This window comes from Streptomyces sp. YIM 98790 (assembly GCF_011421595.1).
Classification (GTDB): domain Bacteria; phylum Actinomycetota; class Actinomycetes; order Streptomycetales; family Streptomycetaceae; genus Streptomyces.
This window is the reverse complement of the sequence record NZ_WTLH01000016.1, coordinates 11,789-30,161: the sequence shown is the minus strand read 5'-3', so window position 1 is coordinate 30,161 and position 18,373 is coordinate 11,789. Positions and strand designations below refer to the sequence as shown.

Sequence of the window (18,373 nt, the reverse complement as noted above, 5' to 3'; positions counted from 1 at the left end):
CCATTGACAAGAGCACAACACCCGTAGATAGATTCGTGGTTGCCACATCAGTTCCATGCTTTGGGGGGAGATGTGAACATGGCTGCCGCGCGGCGGTGGCGTCACGGGGCGGGTGCGGTGGCCGCGCTGTGCGCGCTGGTGCTCACCGCCACACCGGACGCCCGGGCGAACCCGGACGATGACGGAGGCGTCACCGGAACGGCGCAGGAGGGGCCCGCCACCGAGGCGGCGCGGGCGTCGGCGGAGGCCGGGCGCACCGGCGAACAGGTCGAGGTCGTCGGCGAACGCAGCGAGTACACCACGGTGTTCGCCAACCCGGAGGACGGCACCTTCACGCTGGAGATGTCGGCGGTGCCGGTCCGGGTGCGGGATGCGGACGGCGGCTGGACCGAGCCGGACGCCACCTTGGAGGTGCGCGAGGACGGCACGGTCGGCCCCCGGGCGGCGGCGGCGCGGATGAGCTTCTCCGGCGGCGGCGACCGGGCCATGGCCTCCCTCACCCGGGACGGGCAGACCCTGACCGTCCAGTGGCCGCATCCGCTCCCGGAGCCGGAGCTGGACGGGCCGAGTGCGCTGTACCGGGAGGTCCTGCCCGGTGTGGACCTGCAGGTCACCGCCGAGGCGGAGGGCTTCTCCCACGTCCTGGTGGTGAAGACGCCCCAGGCGGCGGCCCAGCCGGCGCTGCGCCGCCTGGAGTACCCGCTGACGGCCGAGGGGCTGACCCTGCGCGAGGGCGCCGGCGGCACCTTCCGCGCCGACGACGCCAACGGCAACGCCGTGTTCCAGGCCGCCCCGGCCCTGATGTGGGACTCCGCAGGGAAGGCCGCGGCGGCCGGGGGAGCCCCGGAAGAGCCGTCCGCCGCCGGAGCCGGGCGTTCCCCGGCCGCCCGGGACGCGGCCGGTGAGGGCGCGGTGGCACGCGAGCGCGAGCCCGGGCACGCCGACACCGTGGCCGAGCCGGAGACCGAGCTGTCGCAGGATGCGCTGACCCTGGTGCCGGACCAGAAGATGCTGACCGGCACCCCGGCCGAGGCGTTCCCGCTGTACATCGACCCTCCGGTGGGGCTGTCCATGTCGCGGCGCACGCTGCTGCGCTCCGACGGGTACGTCAACTACAACTGGGGCAACGGCGCGGAGAACACCGGCAAGGGCACCGGCCGGTGCGGCACCTGGAACGGCTATGTGTGCAGCACGGCGAACTACACCCAGCGGCTGTACTTCCAGTTCACCCCGGACGCGCTGGCCGGCAAGAACGTGCTGCAGGCCACCTTCCGGGCCACCCAGGCGTGGTCCTTCGTGTGTGATCCGCGCACCGTGGACCTGGTGCGCACCAACGGTTTCTCCTCGTCCACCAAGTGGCCAGGCCCCTCGCACCTGGGCACCATGGGCAGCCGCAATGTGAACCACGGGCGCGGCACCGCGTGCAGCCCCTCGCAGCCCCCGGCTCCGGTGGAGTTCAGCACCAGCACCCTGACCTCCACGGTGAAGAAGTTCGCCAAGGGGGAGTTCTCCCGGCTGAACCTGATGCTCAAGGCGCGCAGCGAGTCCGACACCAGCTACTGGAAGCGGTTCCGCAACGACGCGGTGCTGTCGGTGGTCTACAGCTCGCTGCCGGACAAGCCGACCAACGTGGGCGTGGTGACCGGCAGCGGCACGGTGTGCGAGAGGAGTTCCTCCTCCCCGCAGATCGTGGCCAGCCCCAACCCGACGCTCAAGGCCACGGTGCGGGCCGCCCCCGGCGGCGACAGCATGACCGGCCGGGCGGTGTTCGACGTGGACAAGCGGAACGCGGACGGCACCTGGTCCAACACCCGCACCCCGACCGAGCGTCCCTCCACCGGCTATGTGGGCCACGGCACCACCATGACCATCAACTGGCCCACCACCCTGGCGGAGGACACCCTCTACCGCTACCGGGCCTGGAACCGGGCGTACTACCTGTGGAACGACGAGATCAAGTTCATCTCCAGCGACTCCACCCAGTCCTCCCCGGGCTGGTGCTACTTCAAGGTCGACCCCACCGCACCGAAGGCACCGCAGATCAGCATCGGCGCGCCCTACGCGGAGTGCCTGCCCAACGACTGCCCCGCCGCCGGCGGCCCCGGCGAGCAGGCCACCCTCACCTTCCGCGCCGCATCCGGTGACGACCCCGTCACCGCCATCCAGTACCGGCTGTCCACCGAGACCACCTGGCGCAGCGCCACCGCCTCCGGCTCCGCCTGGACGGCCTCCTTCGACCCGGAGGAGTCCGGCACCGTCCAGGTCACCGCGCGGGCCAAGGACACCGTCGGACGCTGGGGCGAGCAGGCGGTCTTCGACTTCCTGGTCGCCATGGGCGACGGCCCGGTGGCGCGCTGGCACTTCGGCGAGACCACCGGCCCCGCCGTGGACTCCGCCACCGCCGACGGCGCCCCGCAGCACGACGCCACCCTCTACGGCGGCGCGGCCCGCGACGACCGGGGACGGCGCGGCCTGCTCACCCGGGACTCCTCGGGGGAACTGCTGCCCGAGCCCGTGACCGACCGCGGCATGCTCCTGGACGGCACCGACGACCACGCCCGGACGGCCGGGCCGGTGCTGGAGACCCGCTCCCCCTACACCGTCGCCGCCTGGGTGCGCCTGGACCACAAGGACAACGACCAGATCATCCTGTCCCAGGACGGGCAGCAGTACAGCCCCTTCATCCTCGCCTACCTCGCGGATCGCGACATCTGGTTCTTCGGGGTGAAGGAGTCGGACGAAGCCACCGGCCGGGCGTACTTCGGCAGGTTCTCGGTGCTGGAACCGCAGCTCGGCGTGTGGACCCATGTGGCGGGCACCTACGACCCGCGGACCGGCGCACTCACCCTGTACGTGAACGGCCGCCAGCAGTACAGCACGGCCTACCACGAGGGCTCCTGGGCGGCACCCGGCCCCCTGCAGATCGGGCGCTACCAGTGGGCCGGGGTCCGCCATTTCCACTTCGCCGGCAGCATCGACGAGGTCGCCGTCTGGCAGCGCGCGCTGACCAGGGAGGAAGTGAAGAGGGAAGCCCGGGTGCTGACCACCGAGGGGTACGCCGACACCGAACTGGTCGCGGCCTGGGACCCGCAGGGCGCCGAGGGCGGCGGCCCGCTGCCCGACGCGGGCGCCGGCTACGGCCGGGATCTGGCCCTGGAGGGCGGCGCCGTCCTGGACGGCGAGGCACTCGCGCTGAACGGCACCGACGCGGCGGGCACCACCCCCGGCCCGGTGGTGGACGACCGCGGCTCCTTCACGGTCACCGCCTCGGTCGAGGCGGACGGAGCCGCGCTGGCCGCGAAACCCGTGGGCTACGCCGCACAGGTCGTCGGCCAGCGCACCGCCGACGGCTCGGCCTGGGGGCTGTGGTTCGAACTGACCGGCAAGGACCTGGTCATCGACGACCTGGGAGAGGAACGGGAACTGCCGGTCGGTATCTGGCACTTCGGCCGCCGGCTGAGCGACGGCACCTTCTCCTCCGTCAGCTCCGACGAACCGGCCGTGCTGGACGGCGAGGTACGCCTCACCGGCACCTACGAGGCCCCGTTCGGGAAGATCAGCCTCTACGTCGGGGGAGAGCGCAATGGCGAACCCGGGGCGTTCGCCACCCTCAGCGGAGCCGGCGAACTGGCGGTCGGCAAGGGCATGAGCGACCAGACCTGGGGGCACCACCTGCCCGGCCGGATCACCGATGTGCGTGTCTGGTCCGGTGCCCTGGCCAGTGAGCAGCAGGTCGCCGAGGTGACCGGCCTGTGACGGCGGGCGGGGACGCGGTCACCGGGCCGCCGCGTCCCCGCCCCTGCAGCGCGCCCGGGCCCGGCGGCCCGGACCGGCGGCCCGCCCCCTCCCTCTCCTCCTCCACCGTCTCGACCCTCTCCACCGTCTTCTCCGGCTTCTCCTCTGCGCTCTCCCCTTTCCACCGACCTCTCCTCCGACCGACACCACGGCATGGGCGGGATCTCTTGATGCGGACAGGTACAGGCACCTCCACACGGCGCGGGCACCGGGCAGGGCGGCGCGCCCGCCGGACACTGATCACGGCGGCGCTTCTCGCCCTGCTGATGCCCCTGGGATTCGCGCCCATGGCCGGGGCCGCCACGGACGGCCCGGGCGGCCTGGGCCGCCCGGAACTGCCCGAGCCCCGGGCGAGCGAGGTGAGCGAGGTGACCGGGCTCGGCGCCGAGGAGGCCCGGGAACTGGTCGCCGCTTCGCGCGCCGAGAACGAGGCCCAGGCGGAGGAGGCGCGCCGCTCCGGCGACGCGGCCGGCTGGCCGGAGCCGGGCGAGGACACCGCGGCACCGTCCGGTGACGGCTCGGCCGCGCTGCGGCCCGGCGGGCTGCCGGTGGAGCTGCGGGTGCCCCGCTCCGCGAAGGCGGCGGAGCGGCCGGCCGGGGCCGGCCGGGCCGGTAGCCGGCCGGAGGTCGAGGTGCTGGACCAGGAGGCGGCCCGTGCCGCCGGGGTGACCGGTGTGCTGCTCACCGCCGATCTGCCCGCGCCGGACGGCACCGAGGTGAGCGTGGACTACAGCGGGTTCGCCGGGGCGATCGGCGGTGACTGGGCGGGCCGGCTGCGGCTGGTGGAACTGCCCGGCTGCGCCCTGACCACTCCGCAGAAGCCGGAGTGCCGGGAGCAGACCCCGCTGGACTCGGTCAACGACCGGGCGGGGCAGACCGTCACCGCCCGGATCGGCGGATCGCCGTCCGGCGCAGACGGCGCCGCCCGCACCGCGGCGGCCTCCGGGCCGGCCGTGCTGGCCGTGACCGCGGCCTCCGCCGGGTCGGGCGGCACCGGAAGCGGCGACTACTCCGCCACCCCGCTGTCGGAGTCCGCGACCTGGGAGGCGGGAGGCAGCTCCGGCTCCTTCACCTGGTCCTACGCCCTGGATCTGCCGCCGGTGGCCGCCGGGCCGTCTCCGGGCCTGTCCCTGTCCTACGACTCCGGCTCGGTCGACGGCCGTACCGCCACCACCAACAACCAGGGCAGCCAGGTCGGCGAGGGCTTCTCCCTGACCGAGTCCTACATCGAGCGCTCCTACACCAGCTGCGACAAGGACGGTCACGACGACGTCCACGACCGGTGCTGGAAGTTCGACAACGCCACGCTGGTCCTGAACGGCCTTGCCAACCAGCTCGTCAAGGACGACGCCACCGGCCGCTGGCGGCTGGAGAACGACGATGCCTCGACGGTGACCCGCTCCACGGGCGCGGCCAACGGGGACGACAACGGCGAGCACTGGACCGTCGTCACCGGGGACGGCACCAGGTACGTCTTCGGCCTGCACAAGCTGCCCGGCGCGGGCACCGAGCGCACCCACTCGGTGTGGACCGTGCCGGTCTTCGGCGACGACTCAGGGGAGCCCGGCTACAGCCAGGGCGGCACCTTCGCGGACCGGTCGGTGACCCAGGCATGGCGGTGGAACCTCGACTACGTCGAGGACACCCACGGCAACGTGGCGACGTACTGGTACACCAAGGAGACCAACCACTACAAGAAGAACGGCGCGTCCTCGGCCGACACCGCCTACACCCGCGGCGGCTACCTGACCCGCATCGACTACGGCCAGCGCAAGGACAGCCTGTTCACCCGCAGCGCCGACGCCCGGGTCCGCTTCTTCTACGCCGAGCGCTGCACCGCCGCCGACTGCACCGACCTCAACGAGGACACCGCCGACAACTGGCCCGACGTCCCCTTCGACGCCCTGTGCACCAGCGGCGACACCGACTGCCTGGCCGAGAGCCCCGCCTTCTTCACCCGCAAGCGGCTGACCGGCATCGCCTCCTACAGCTGGAACGCCTCCTCCGCCGCCTACGACAAGGTCGACTCCTGGGACCTCACCCAGGACTACCTGGACCCCGGGGACATCGGTGACACCTCCGACAACACCCTGGTGCTCACCTCCCTCCAGCGGACCGGCCACACCGGCACCGCCATCACCGTCAACCCCGTGGAGTTCACCTATCACATGCGGCCCAACCGGGTGGATGCCGTCGACGACATCCTGCCGCTGCACCGCCCCCGGCTGAACACCGTCACCTCCGAGACCGGCGGCATCATCACCGTCACCTACTCGGAACCGGAATGCCGCCGCAGCGAGCTCACCGGTGCCGCCGAGGACACCAACACCCGCTCCTGCTTCCCGCAGTACTGGCACATCAACGGCGCCCAGGAGTCCTCCGTCGACTGGTTCCACAAGTACCGGGTGGAGGCCGTGGTCCTGGCCGACCCCACCGGCCACAACGAGCCCGTCGAGCACGCCTACGCATACTCCGGCGCGGCCTGGGCCTACAACCACGACCCGTTCCTGCCCGAATCCGACCGCACCTGGTCCCAGTGGCGCGGCTACCGCAAGGTGACCACCCGCACCGGCAACCTCCAGGCCGTGCGCACCGCAACCACCTCGGTGTTCTTCCAGGGCATGCACGGCGACCGCCTCGCCGACGGCTCCGCCCGCAGCCGGCAGCTCACCGCCGTCTCCCTGCCCGGCCTGGCCATCCCCGCCGTCACCGACCACGAGCAGTACGCCGGCATGATCCGGCAGAGCATCACCTACGACGGCGCCACCGCCCTCAGCACCCGGGTCCACGAGCCGTGGTCGCGGACCACCGCCACCCAGAGCGTGCCCGACGCCCGCGATGCGAAGGCCCGCTACGTCCGGATCGCGAAGACCACCGACCACACCCTGCTCACCGCCACCGGCGCCTGGCGTTCCCGCACCCAGCGCACCACCTACGACGACTACGGCATGGCCCGGCTCCAGGAGGACCTCGGCCAGGACGGCGTCTCCGGGGACGAGACCTGCACCCGCACCTGGTACGCCCGCAACGACGCGCTCGGCATCATCGCCACCACGTCCCGTGAACGCACCGTGGCCCGGCCCTGCTCCGCCGGCGAGGCCGATCTGGACCTGCCGGCCGACAGCAGCCGGCGCGGGGACGTGCTCAACGACACCGCCACGGTCTACGACAATCCCGACGCCACCGGCTGGTCCCCCGGCCAGCAGCCCGTCAAGGGCGAGGTGACCTGGAGCGGGCGCCCCACCGGCTACCCGGCCGCCGCCGGCAGCGGCGAACGGCACCCCACCGGCTGGCAGACCGTCATGACCAACACCCATGACGCGCTGGGCCGCGTGGTCTCCGCCACCGACGCCGCGGGCAACACCACCACCACGGCCTTCACCCCCGCCGACGGTGGCCCGGTCACCAGGATCACGGTGACCAACCCGCTCGGCCACATCGAGCGCACCTTCTACGACCCGCGCCGCGCACTGGCGCTGCGCTCCTACGACGCCAACCTCAAGAAGACCGAGCTCACCCACGACGCACTGGGCCGGATCACCGCCGTCTGGCTGCCCAACCGCAACCGGGCCGCCGGCTACGGAGCCAACCTCACCTTCGAGTACCGCATCAGCAACACCGGCCAGTCCTCCATCGCGACCTCCCGGATCAAGGCCGACGGCACCAGCTACCTGACCACCTACGAGATCTACGACTCGCTGCTGCGGCCCCTGCAGACCCAGGCCCCCGCCGCCCAGGGCGGCCGGCTGCTGACCGACACCCGCTACGACTCCGCCGGCCGGGCCTTCCAGACCTACGCCGACATCTTCGACCCCGCCACGGAACCCAAGGGCACCTACGCCCGCGCCGAGTACGGCGAGGCGCCGCGCCAGCACAACATCACCTTCGACGGCGCCGGCCGGACCGTCGCCGACACCCTGCTGGTCTACGGCACCGAGCGGTGGACCACCGAGACCTCCTACACCGGAGACTCCACCGCCACCAGCGCCGTGACCGGCGGCACCGCCGCCCGCACCGTGGTGGACGTCCGCGGCCGCACCGTCGAGCGCCGCAGCTACAACGGCCCCGACCCGGAGGACCCCGACTGGGGCGGCGCGGCCGGCTCCGGCCATCTGGCGACACGGTTCGAGTACGCCCCGGACGGCCGGCTGCTGACCCTCACCGACCCCGGCGGGGCCGTGCGGACCCACAGCTACGACCTGTACGGCCGTACCGTGGAGATCGACGACCCCACCAGCGGACGGCTCACCAAGCAGTACAACGCCCTGGACCTGGAGACCTCCCGCACCGACGCCCGGGGCGAGACCGTCCTGACCCGCTACGACGCCCTGGGGCGGCCCACCGGCACCTGGGCGGGCACCGTCAGCGACGCCACCCGGATGACCGGCCACACCTACGACGGCCTGGTCAAGGGACACCCGGAGAGCTCCACCCGCTACGTCGGCGGCACGGACGGCCTCGCCTACACCCGCCAGATCACCGCCTACGACAGCCTCTACCGGGTCACCGGCGAGGAGATGCGGCTGGACGCGGACGACCCGCTGGTCGCCGCCGGCGCCCCGCAGACCATCCCGCTCGCCGCCGCCTACCGGATCGACGGCACCCTGGGCAGCGTCACCGAGCCCGCGCTCGGCGGACTGCCGCAGGAGACCGTCTCCTACGAACGCAACGCCCTGGGCCTGGTCACCAAGGTCACCGGCGCGGCCGGCTACCTGCTGCACGCCGACTACTCGCCGCAGGGCCGGCCCCAGCAGCTCACCCTCGGCCTGTCCAGCAGCCCGGAACGCCAGAAGACCTACCTGACCCAGACCTACGAGGAGGGAACCGGCCGGCTGCTGCGCAGCCATGTCACCGACCAGACCCACCCGTACATGCTCCAGGACCTCAACTACCGCTATGACGACGCCGGGAACGTGCTGTCCATCGAGGACCCCACCCACCTCGGCGGGACGTCCGCGGCGGACCTGCAGTGCTTCTCCTACGACGGGCAGCGGCGGCTGACGGACGTGTGGACGCCCGCCGCCGGCGACTGCTCCACCGGCAACCGCTCGGCCTCGAACCTCGGCGGCCCGGCCCCGCACTGGACCAGCTACAGCTACGACAACGCCTCCGGCAGCCGCACCGGCGAAACCCGGCGCACCGCCGGCGGGACGCAGACCACCGCGTACTGCTACACCGACCCGGCCCGGCCGTACGCGCTGACCGGGCTGGTCACCGACGGCACCTGCGCCGGGGAGCCGGACCAGGAGTTCCGCTACGACGACGCCGGCAACACCACCGGCCGGCCCGGCCCGGCCGGGGACCAGCAGCTCAGCTGGAACAGCGAGAACCGCCTGGCCCGCGCCGAGGACACGGCCGGCACCACGGAGTACCTCTACGACGCCGACGGAGGGCTGCTGATCCGCCGCAATCCGGACGGCGAGAGCGTGCTGTACGCGGGCAGCACCGAGTTCCGCCTGGAGGCCGACGGCCGGGTCTGGGCCCAGCGCTACTACGCGGCCGACGACCGGACCGTGGCCGTGCGCACCAACGACACCGGGCAGGAGAAGGTGCACTATCTGGCCGGTGACCAGTACGGCACCTCCAGCCTGGCGGTCGAGGCGCTGAACCAGGACTTCGCCAAGCGGTACACGATGCCCTTCGGCAGCGAGCGGACCGAGGGGGCCATCGGCACCTGGGTGGACGACAAGGGCTTCCTCGGCAAGACCGACGATCCCGGCACCGGGCTGGTGCAGGTGGGGGCCCGGCAGTACGACCCGCAGACCGGCAGATTCCTCAGCCCCGACCCGGTACTGGACGTGACCAGCGCCGACCAGATGCAGGGCTACAGCTACGCCCGCAACAACCCGCTCACCTACACCGACCCCTCGGGCCTGCTGGACTGCAACATGCTGCCGCCCGAGGACGCCGCCCAGTGCAGGGGCTGGGGTTCCTCGGGCTCGTCGAAGCGCTCGTCCGGCGGCAGCACCAACTTCCAGGGCAACCCGGGAACGCCCGGCAACACCGGAAGCAGCGGCACGTGGTTCCCGCACGGCCCCTCGGCCAAGCCCGCCGGCGGCGGCCGGGGCACCTCCGGCGGTGACACCAGGCCCGCCGCGTCGGACAAGGACCTGTTCCTGGGCCGGGAACTCACGCAGGAGGAGTACGACCAGCTCACGCTGTTCAACTTCCGGCTCCAGATGGAGATCGACCGCAGCCTCACCATCGACGACGTCAACCGCGTGATGGCGAACGAGATGATCGTGATGAACGAGGTGCACTTCCTCGCCCGGCTCTGCTCCTTCCGGAGCGGCGACTACGACGCCTGCTACACCGAGCTCACCCGGCAGCCGGAGCCCGTGGGCGGTGACCCGGAGCCGGAGGAGTCGGAGAGGCCGGAGCCGGAGGTCCCCTTCCTCAGCGTGCACCAGGACATGAGTCCGCTGGGCTATGCCGACCTGCTGGGACACCTCGCCGTGGGGGACCACGAGGCGGCCAGGGAGACCTTCGAAAGCATCATGCGCGGCAACGTCTACGAGCAGGCTCTCAAGAAACTGGTCTCCGGTTCCCCCGCGGGGATCTACACCGGGGCGCAGGACTTCGCGCACAATCCCCGGGACCCGCTGCTGGGCCCGTGGCGCCGGAAGATCTCCGACGGCCTGCGTCACCTGGCGTGGGGCTTCGGCTGCAGCGGCGGAAAGTTCTGCTGAGCCGCTGAGCCGCTGAGCCGCTGAGCCGCTGAGCCGGTGAGCCGGTGAGCCGCTGAGCCGATGCAGCCGCCCGGGACCGGCCCGGGCGGCTGCATCGGCCGTGGCGGAATCCCGCCCCGGCGGCCGTCAGCCGGTGGAGCAGGCGCCGAGGTCCTCCCAGACGCCCCACTGGCCGGTGGTGCCGGGCTCCTCGCCCCTCACCCACCACTTGGCCCGCCAGTTGTGACCGTTCCAGGTGACGGTGGAGCCGCCGGTGTACACGGCGTTCGGGTCCCAGCGGGCGGGCAGGCACGCCGGGTCGTCGTCCCCGCCGCCGCCCCCTCCGCCGCCGCCACCGCCACCGATCTGCACATCGATGCAGGCGTAGAAGGCGTTGGCCGTGTCGGCGATGTTCCAGACGGCGAGCACCTTCTGCTGCCCGGTGAGGCCGCCGAAGCTGACCTGGTGGCTGACGGTCGCGCCGGGCTGTGCGCCTCCGTCGTGGAACTCCGCCACCTTCTGGTTCCCGACGAAGTACTGCCAGGTGCTGGTCGCGTGCCGGGCGGTCAGCTGCCAGGTGAAGGTCGCGGTGCTGCCGACGGGCGTGACCCGCCAGCCCTTGCTGTCGTCGTCGAGCTCCGCGAACTGCGCGTTGCCGCCGCTGCACGAGCGCAGGCCCTTGGGGCCCTCGACGCTCTGCGGCTCCCACTGGATCTGCCCGCAGCTCACCGTGCCCGCCGCGCACTGCGCCTGCCTGCTGGGCGGTGAGGACACATAGCCGTGTGCGGCGGCGGTGGGCGCGGGAAGCGCGACCGCGAGCACGGGAGCGATGACCGCGCCTATCAGGGCGGCCAGTCTTCGTTTCGGATGCATGCCGGACTCCTTCTCTGCCGAGGCCGGGGTCCCGGAGGCGCAGCGGTACCGGCGGCATGCACGGGCACCGCTTCCGGGCTCCCGGCCTCGTTGTGGGGGGGTGAGGTGGAGCAAATGGTGCATGGACGACCGGCGGCGGGCCCGGCCCGGACATGCCGGAACCACCGGCAGGACACACGACTGGCCCTCCGCAGGTCTATACCTTCCCCGTTAGGTCTAGACCTGTTCCCGGCCACGGTCAAGAGGTGTGACGCCCCAGACGGATTCCGGCCACCACCGACTTGCCCCGGGCCGGGCGCGGCACCACCGCCCAGGCGGCGGACACCGCGTCCACCAGCAGCAGGCCACGCCCGCCGCAGGAGTCCGGCCCGGGATCGGCGGGGGCGAGCGACAGCGCGGGGCCGCCGTCCGAGACCGCGACCCAGTAATGGCCGTCGGCCGGCCACAGCACCAGCTCCACCAACTGGCCCCGGTCCGCGCATGAGTGGTGGCGGACCGCATTGGTGACCAGTTCCGAGGCCAGCAGCCTCAGGTCGTCGCGGAGCTGCGGGCGGCAGCCGGCGGGCAGCGCCTCGGTCACGGCCCGGCGGGCGCGCGGCACGGAGGCCGGATCGGCGGGCAGCAGCCAGTGCGCGGGCACCGGCGGGACATGGACGGGGGAGGCGGGCATGGGCGAACTCCTCAGGGCACAGGGGGTGTTCGATGAGACGCGCATGGACGGCCGCACCGGTGGCTCGCCTCCCCGGGCGCGAACGCACCCGCCCCGGGGAAAGGCGGGCACGCCCACGCGGTGCACTTCCGACGTAGCCGTACGTGGTTCGCGCGACACCCTAAGCTAGCGAAGTGGGAGTTAAATTAACACCGCTCTAGTTCTAATTACCTCAAATGGGTTGGACTCCCGGGCTCCAGGCGCGGCAAACTGGCTCCGAAGCGACAGAGGGGACGGCATGCCAAGTCGACGCGCTCCCACCGAGCGTCAGAAACGTCTGGGCGCTGAGCTGCGAAAACTCCGTATGGCTGCGGGCAGAAGCACCGATCACGTCGCCGGTCTGCTGGGGCTGGAGCGCACCCGGATCTCCAATATGGAGTCGGGCATCCGTGTGATCAGCCCCGAACGTGTGCGAATGATGACGAGTGACTACGGGTGCTCAGACACCGCTTACGTCGAGGCACTGGTGGCGATGGCCGGCAACCGGGAACGCGGCTGGTGGGAGCAGTACCGGGAGACCCTGCCGGCCGGGATGCTCGACATCGCCGAACTGGAGTGGCACGCGTCCCGCCTGCGCACCGCCCAGACCGTGCATGTGCCCGGACTGCTTCAGACCGAGGACTACGCGCGTGCCGTCTTCAGCTCCGGACTGCCGCCCATGTCACGGCTTGAGGTCGAACTGCATGTACGCCACCGCATGGAGCGCCAGCGTGTCGTCGACGAGATCGCCCGTCCCTACGAGGGATACGTCCACGAGGCCGCGCTGCGCATGCAGTTCGGTGGCCGCGAAGTGATGCGCGCGCAGCTCCGCCATCTCTGCTCGATGTCGGAACGCGAGAACATCACCCTCCGGGTCATCCCCGTGCAGTGCGGTGCCTTCCCGGGCGCAGGACACGCCATGCTCTATGCCGAAGGGGCAGTCCCCCAACTCGACACCGTGCAACTGGATTCGGCACATGGACCGGTGTTCACGCACACCGCGACCGACCTCACCCGGTACCAGGCGCACCTGGAGTGGATGGCCAAGAACACGCTGCCCGCCGACGCGTCGAGAGACTTCATCCATGCGATCGCCGATCAGCTCTGAGGAGGACGCTCATGTCTGACATCGTCTGGGAAGACCCCTTCTGCGCTGCGGGCAACAACTGCTTCCGGTTCGGTACCGACGCCGAGGGCAACGCCTACATCGCCGTCCAGGGCCGGGAGAACCACTACCTCACCGACACGGCCGAAGCCCTGCGTACCCTCATCCGGGAGATAAAGGCCGGCAAGGCCGACCACCTGCTCTGACGATCGTCGCCCCTGCGCCGGATCACCCAGCACCATCGGCATGCCCCCTGAGGCCCCCCCGTTGCTCTCGACCGCCGACTTCGGTGCGGTGGTCATGTGGTGGTGCCGGAGGGGGAGATGAGGCGGTCCATGGCGGCCGGGGTCTTGAGGGCGGAGCCGGTGAGTATCACCACTGTGGTCTCGCCGTCCCGGATCGCGCCCCGGGCCCGGAAGACGCGGACCGCCGCGGCGGCCACCGCGCTCGTGGGCTCCGCGTACAGGCCCCGGGCGGCCAGGCCGCGGACGGCGGCGACGATGTCCTCCTCGGCGATCGCCGCCATGTCCCCGCCGGAGCGGCGGACCGCCGCCACCACTTCCGGCAGCCGCACCGGCTCCCGGATGGCCGCGCCCTCGGCGATCGTCGGCCCGAAGTCCGGCGCCGGGGCGGAATGGAAGGCGGCATGGACGGGGGCGCAGGCGGCGGGCTGGGCGGCCAGCAGCCGGGGCCGCCGGGCGATCCGCCCGGCCGCCAGCAGCTCGCCGAAGCCGAGGTCGCAGCCGAGCACGATGCTGCCCGCACCGGCCACGGTGACCACCGCGTCCGGGGCGGTGAAGCCCAGGTCCTCCCACAGCTCGTAGGCGAGGGTCTTGGTGCCCTGGAGGAAGAACGGGTGCCAGTTGTGCCCGGCGTAACAGGTCGCGGCCGACTGGCGCAGGGCCTCGGCCGCCGTGGCGTCCCGGCCGCCGGGGACCGGACGGATGTCCGCGCCGTACGCCCGGCTCTGGAGGATCTTGGCCGGTGAGGTCCCCTCCGGGACCAGGATGCGGGCCCGTATCCCGGCCGCCGCGCAGTAGGCGGCGACCGAGGAGCCGCCGTTGCCGGAGCTGTCCTCGATGACCTCGGTGACGCCGCGCGCCGCCAGCGCCGAGATCATCACGCTGCTGCCCCGGTCCTTGAAACTGCCGGTCGGGTTGGCCCACTCCAGCTTGAACCGCACGGGCCCGCCCTCCCACTCCCGCTCGACGAGCGGCGTACCGCCCTCGCCGAGCGTCACGGCGGGCCGGCCGGCGGGCAGCGGGAGCGCGGCCCGGTAGCGCCACAGGCCCCGGGCGGCGGGACCGCCGGGGGTCCCGGAGCCGGTGGCGAGGTCCTCCGGGGCGGGCGCGGCCAGCGGCGAAACGGTCAGCGGCGCCCCGTCGTCGCCCCGCCACCGCAGCGGATCCAGTTCGTAGGCACGGCCGCTCCGCTCGTCGGCCAGGTACGGGACGCCGTGCTCCGGATCGGTCACCGGCCCTCTCCCTCCGCTCCCGGGGAACCTTCCAGCACCGGACACACGGTAAGCCCGGCCGGCGCCCGCCCGGAGGGCGGGGCGGCCGTCGCCATGCGCGGGTGGCCGGGGCGGGTTTCAATGGCCGCAGGAGTTGTCGCGTTCCCGAGGTGAGACCGGCACGTGAATCCGTCCCCGCATGCTCATGGCACCGACCGGCAGCCGGACGGTGCGGCCGGACCCGCCGGGCCCGCCGGGCCCGGGACGGAGGACCGTGCCCTGGTCCGGGCCCTCTTCGGCCAGGGCCACATCGGGCTGGTCGTCTGCGGGCCCGATCTGCGCATCCGGCGGGCCAGCCTGCGGCCGGAGTGGCGGCGCGCCCCGGGAAGCCGGGAGCCGCGCCCGCTGCGCGGGCTGCGCACGGCGGACCTGGTGGTTCCGCAGGACGCCTCGGCGATCGAGGAACGGCTGCGGCGGGTGCTCGTCAGCGGGGAACCGCTGACCGGCTGGCAGCACTCGGCGCGCCCGCTGGCCGCGCCCGGCGAGGAGCGGATGGTGTCGCTGTCCGCCTTCCGGCTGTCCGACGAGCAGGGCCGCGCCGTCGGCGTCGCCGCCGTCTTCACCGATGTCACCGAGCAGTACGTCGCCCGGCAGCGGCTCAGGCTGCTGTACGACGCCGCCACCCGGGTCGGCCGCACCCTGGACATCACCCGCAACGCCGAGGAGCTGACCGCGATCCTGGTGCCCGCCTTCGCCGACCTGGCCAGCATCGACCTGTCCGGCACCGTGTTCGAGGGCCGGGAGGCCGACGCGTTCGTCCCCGGGACACGGCTGCGCCGGACCGCCGTGGCCTCGGCGGACGGCGTGTGGCCCGCCGGAACGTACCAGGTCGGCGACACCGTCCGGGCCCGGGAGTCGGAGAGCGAGAACCTGCGCGGCGGCGGAAGCGTGCTGGTGCCCGACATGGCCGCCTGGCGCGAGGAGCTGGAGATCGACGAGGAGCGGCTGCGGCTGCTGTTCCCGGAGGGGGTGACGTCGGCGCTGTTCGTCCCGCTGTACGCCCGGGGCAACGTGCTGGGCGTGCTGGGGCTGTGGCGCAGGGGCGCACGGGCGCCCTACGCCCCCGGCGATGTCCCGCTGATCGAGGAGATCGCCTCCCGGGCGGCGCTGAGCCTGGAGAACGCCCGGCGCTACACCAGCGAGCTGCGCACCGTGGAGACGCTGCAACGCAGTCTGCTGCCCCCGGCCGGGATGGAGCTCAGCGCCGCGGAGACGGCCGGGACGTATGTGTCGGCCGGTACCGCGTCGGGCGTGGGCGGCTGCTGGTACGACGTGGTCGAGCTGTCCTCCTGCCGGGTGGCCTTCGTCATCGGTGACGTGGCCGGGCACGGGCTGGGCGCGGCGGCCACCATGGGCAGGCTGCAGACGGCCGTGCAGACCCTGGCCGACCTGGACCTCGCCCCGGAGGAACTGCTCACCCGGCTGGACGATCTCGTGATCCGGCTGGCCGCCACCGAGCCGCAGCAGCCCCAGGGCCCGGGGGCGGCGGCCGGCACCCGCTGCCTGTACTGCGTGTACGACCCGGTCACCGGGCGGTGCGTGATGGCCAGCGCGGGCCATCCGGCTCCGCTGCTGGCCGGGCCGGACGGCCGCACCCGGCCGGTGGAGCTCGCCCCGGGCCCGGCCCTGGGAGCGGGCGGACAGCCCTTCGAGCCCGTCGAGCTGTACCTGGAGCCGGGCAGCGTGCTGGTCTTCGCCACCGATGCGCTGCTGTGCCCCGCCGGGCCGGGCCCCGGTCCCGGCCCCGGGCTGCTGCCGGACGGGGCCGCCGCCGACGGCCGTCCGCCCGCCGAGATCGCCCGCGAGCTGCTCGGCCGGGTGCTGACCGCACCGCTGTCCCGGGACGCGGCGCTGCTGGTGACCAGAGTGCGGGCGCTGCCCGAGGACGCCACCGCCCACTGGGAGTTCGCCGCCGACCCGGCCGTGGTCGCCCGGGCCCGTGACCTGGCCGCCGCCCGGCTGGCGGCCTGGGGACTGGAGGAGCTGGCCTTCACCACGGAACTGATCGTCAGTGAACTGGTCACCAACGCCGTCCGCTACGCCGGAGGCCCCATCGGGCTGCGGCTGATCAGGGACGGAACGCTGATCTGCGAGGTTTCCGACCCCAGCCAGACCCAGCCGCACCTGCGCCGGGCCCGGCTGACCGACGAGGGCGGACGCGGCCTGTTCCTGATCGCCCAGCTCACCCGCCGGTGGGGCAGCCGCTACACCGCCACCGGCAAGGCCATCTGGGCCGAACAGCCCCTCCCCGGCGAACCCCCGGCCCCCGCACCGGCCGCCGCCCCCGCGTCGGCGGCTCCCGGCCCGGCCGCCGCCCCGCCCGGCGGATAGGGGCGGGAGAGCGCGGGCGAACGCGGAGAGCGCGGGAGAACACGGGCGAACGCAGAGGAACGCGGGAGAATGCCGGCCCCGCCGACGGTCCGCGGCGCCCGCTCCTTCGCCCGTTCCCTTCCCCGCATTCCCCGCCCCGCCGCCGTCCCGGCCCGGGATGCGGCGGTCCGGCACATCTCCTACCGTGGGGATCATGACCGGTGACGTCATGGCGTTGCCCACGGGCGATGCCTTTGAGCCGGGACATGCGACCCACGCGGGCATGACCATGGGGGTGGAGGAGGAGTACCTTCTGGTGGACCCGGTGAGCCATCGCGTTGTCTCCGGCGCGGGCGATGCGGTCCGCCACGCCGAGGCGGCGCTGGGGGACATGGTCACCACCGAACTGGGGCAGTGCCAGGTGGAGGCACAGACCCCGCCGTGCACCGAGGCCGCCGAACTCCGGCGGCAGATCGGGCGGATGCGGGCATCCGTCGCCGACGCGGCCGGGGCCGCCGGGGCCAGCGCCATCGCCTGCGGCACCGCACCGCTCGACGGCGCGGCCCCGCTGCGGGTGACCGGCCTTCCCCGCTACCTCTCCCAGTCGGACACCTACCGGGGGCTGGTGGCGGAGCATTTCATCTGTGCCGTCCACGTGCACATCGGCATACCGGACCCGGAACGCGCGGTGCTGGTGAGCAACCATCTGCGCCCCTGGATTCCCGTGCTGAGCGCGCTCATGGCCAATTCCCCCTACTTCGCCGGACGGGACACCGGCTACGCGAGCTGGCGCCGGATGCTGTGGGGCCGCTGGCCGGTCTCGGGCCCGCCGCCGTACTTCCCCTCCCTGGAGGACCACGACCGGCTGGTGGACGCGCTGTCCGACAGCGGCGCCCTGGTGGACCGGCGCAGTCTCTTCTGGGACATCCGGCCCTCCACCCGCTACCCCACCCTTGAGGTCCGGGTCGCCGACGTGCCGATGACCGCCGAGGAGAGCGTGCTGTTCGCCACCCTGGTCCGCGGCCTCGCCGTGACGGCCCTGCACGCCGTCGCCCGCGGCGACCCCGGTCCGCCCCTGTCGCCGGACCTGCTGCGGGCGGGCTGCTGGCGGGCGGCGCGCGACGGACTGCACGGGCAGTGCATGGACCCCGTCACCGGAGGCGTCACGGAGACCGGCGCGGTCGTCGACGCCCTGGAGCGGCACATCGGCCCGGCACTGGAGGAGACCGGCGACCGCCGGCTGGCCGGCACGGGCCTGCGGCGGCTGCGGGCGGCCGGTACCGGAGCCGACCGGCAGCGTGCCGCCTTCCGCCGCCGCGGACGCCTCACCGACGTCGTGCACCTGCTGGCGGCCCAGACCCCCGCGGGCGATCTGGGCTGAGGCCGGGCATGCCGGGCGCGGCGTCCGCACGGGCGGCGGC

At 73.0% G+C, this 18,373-nt stretch carries 9 protein-coding genes; 6 read left to right on the top strand and 3 right to left on the bottom strand.

Annotated features, from left to right (window positions below; translation table 11 throughout):
- The first annotated feature begins 78 nt into the window (after positions 1 to 78).
- Positions 79 to 3,756: a LamG domain-containing protein gene (locus GQS09_RS05100; protein WP_165984769.1), complete on the top strand. Its 3,678-nt coding sequence runs from the start codon at positions 79 to 81 to the stop codon at positions 3,754 to 3,756.
- Positions 3,757 to 4,061: 305 nt separating this feature from the next.
- The gene (locus tag GQS09_RS05095) at positions 4,062 to 10,484 is read left to right on the top strand and encodes an RHS repeat domain-containing protein (RefSeq protein ID WP_165984768.1); all 6,423 of its coding nucleotides are present in this window, start codon (positions 4,062 to 4,064) and stop codon (positions 10,482 to 10,484) included.
- 126 nt (positions 10,485 to 10,610) lie between these two features.
- Here GQS09_RS05095 and GQS09_RS05090 read toward each other — a convergent pair whose 3' ends face one another.
- A complete protein-coding gene (locus GQS09_RS05090; protein ID WP_165984767.1) occupies positions 10,611 to 11,336 on the bottom strand; it encodes a lytic polysaccharide monooxygenase in 726 nt (241 codons plus the stop codon).
- Between the two features lie 238 nt (positions 11,337 to 11,574).
- Complete coding sequence (locus GQS09_RS05085; protein WP_165984766.1) at positions 11,575 to 12,006, bottom strand: ATP-binding protein; 432 nt, start codon at positions 12,004 to 12,006, stop codon at positions 11,575 to 11,577.
- Positions 12,007 to 12,283: 277 nt separating this feature from the next.
- Here GQS09_RS05085 and GQS09_RS05080 point away from each other — a divergent pair, with 277 nt between their 5' ends.
- Both GQS09_RS05080 and GQS09_RS05075 read left to right on the top strand, forming a co-directional pair.
- On the top strand, positions 12,284 to 13,132 hold the full coding sequence (locus GQS09_RS05080; RefSeq protein ID WP_165984765.1) for a helix-turn-helix transcriptional regulator: 849 nt from the start codon (positions 12,284 to 12,286) through the stop codon (positions 13,130 to 13,132).
- Between the two features lie 11 nt (positions 13,133 to 13,143).
- Complete coding sequence (locus tag GQS09_RS05075; RefSeq protein ID WP_165984764.1) at positions 13,144 to 13,335, top strand: hypothetical protein; 192 nt, start codon at positions 13,144 to 13,146, stop codon at positions 13,333 to 13,335.
- Positions 13,336 to 13,427: 92 nt separating this feature from the next.
- On the opposite strand, the gene GQS09_RS05070 is transcribed toward GQS09_RS05075, so the two are convergent.
- On the bottom strand, positions 13,428 to 14,603 hold the full coding sequence (locus tag GQS09_RS05070) for a pyridoxal-phosphate dependent enzyme (protein WP_313895995.1): 1,176 nt from the start codon (positions 14,601 to 14,603) through the stop codon (positions 13,428 to 13,430).
- Between the two features lie 162 nt (positions 14,604 to 14,765).
- Between GQS09_RS05070 and GQS09_RS05065 the strand changes: the two genes are divergently transcribed.
- Both GQS09_RS05065 and GQS09_RS05060 read left to right on the top strand, forming a co-directional pair.
- Complete coding sequence (locus tag GQS09_RS05065) at positions 14,766 to 16,973, top strand: SpoIIE family protein phosphatase (protein WP_165984763.1); 2,208 nt, start codon at positions 14,766 to 14,768, stop codon at positions 16,971 to 16,973.
- 193 nt (positions 16,974 to 17,166) lie between these two features.
- On the top strand, positions 17,167 to 18,333 hold the full coding sequence (locus GQS09_RS05060) for a glutamate--cysteine ligase (protein ID WP_243761126.1): 1,167 nt from the start codon (positions 17,167 to 17,169) through the stop codon (positions 18,331 to 18,333).
- Positions 18,334 to 18,373: the final 40 nt, after the last annotated feature.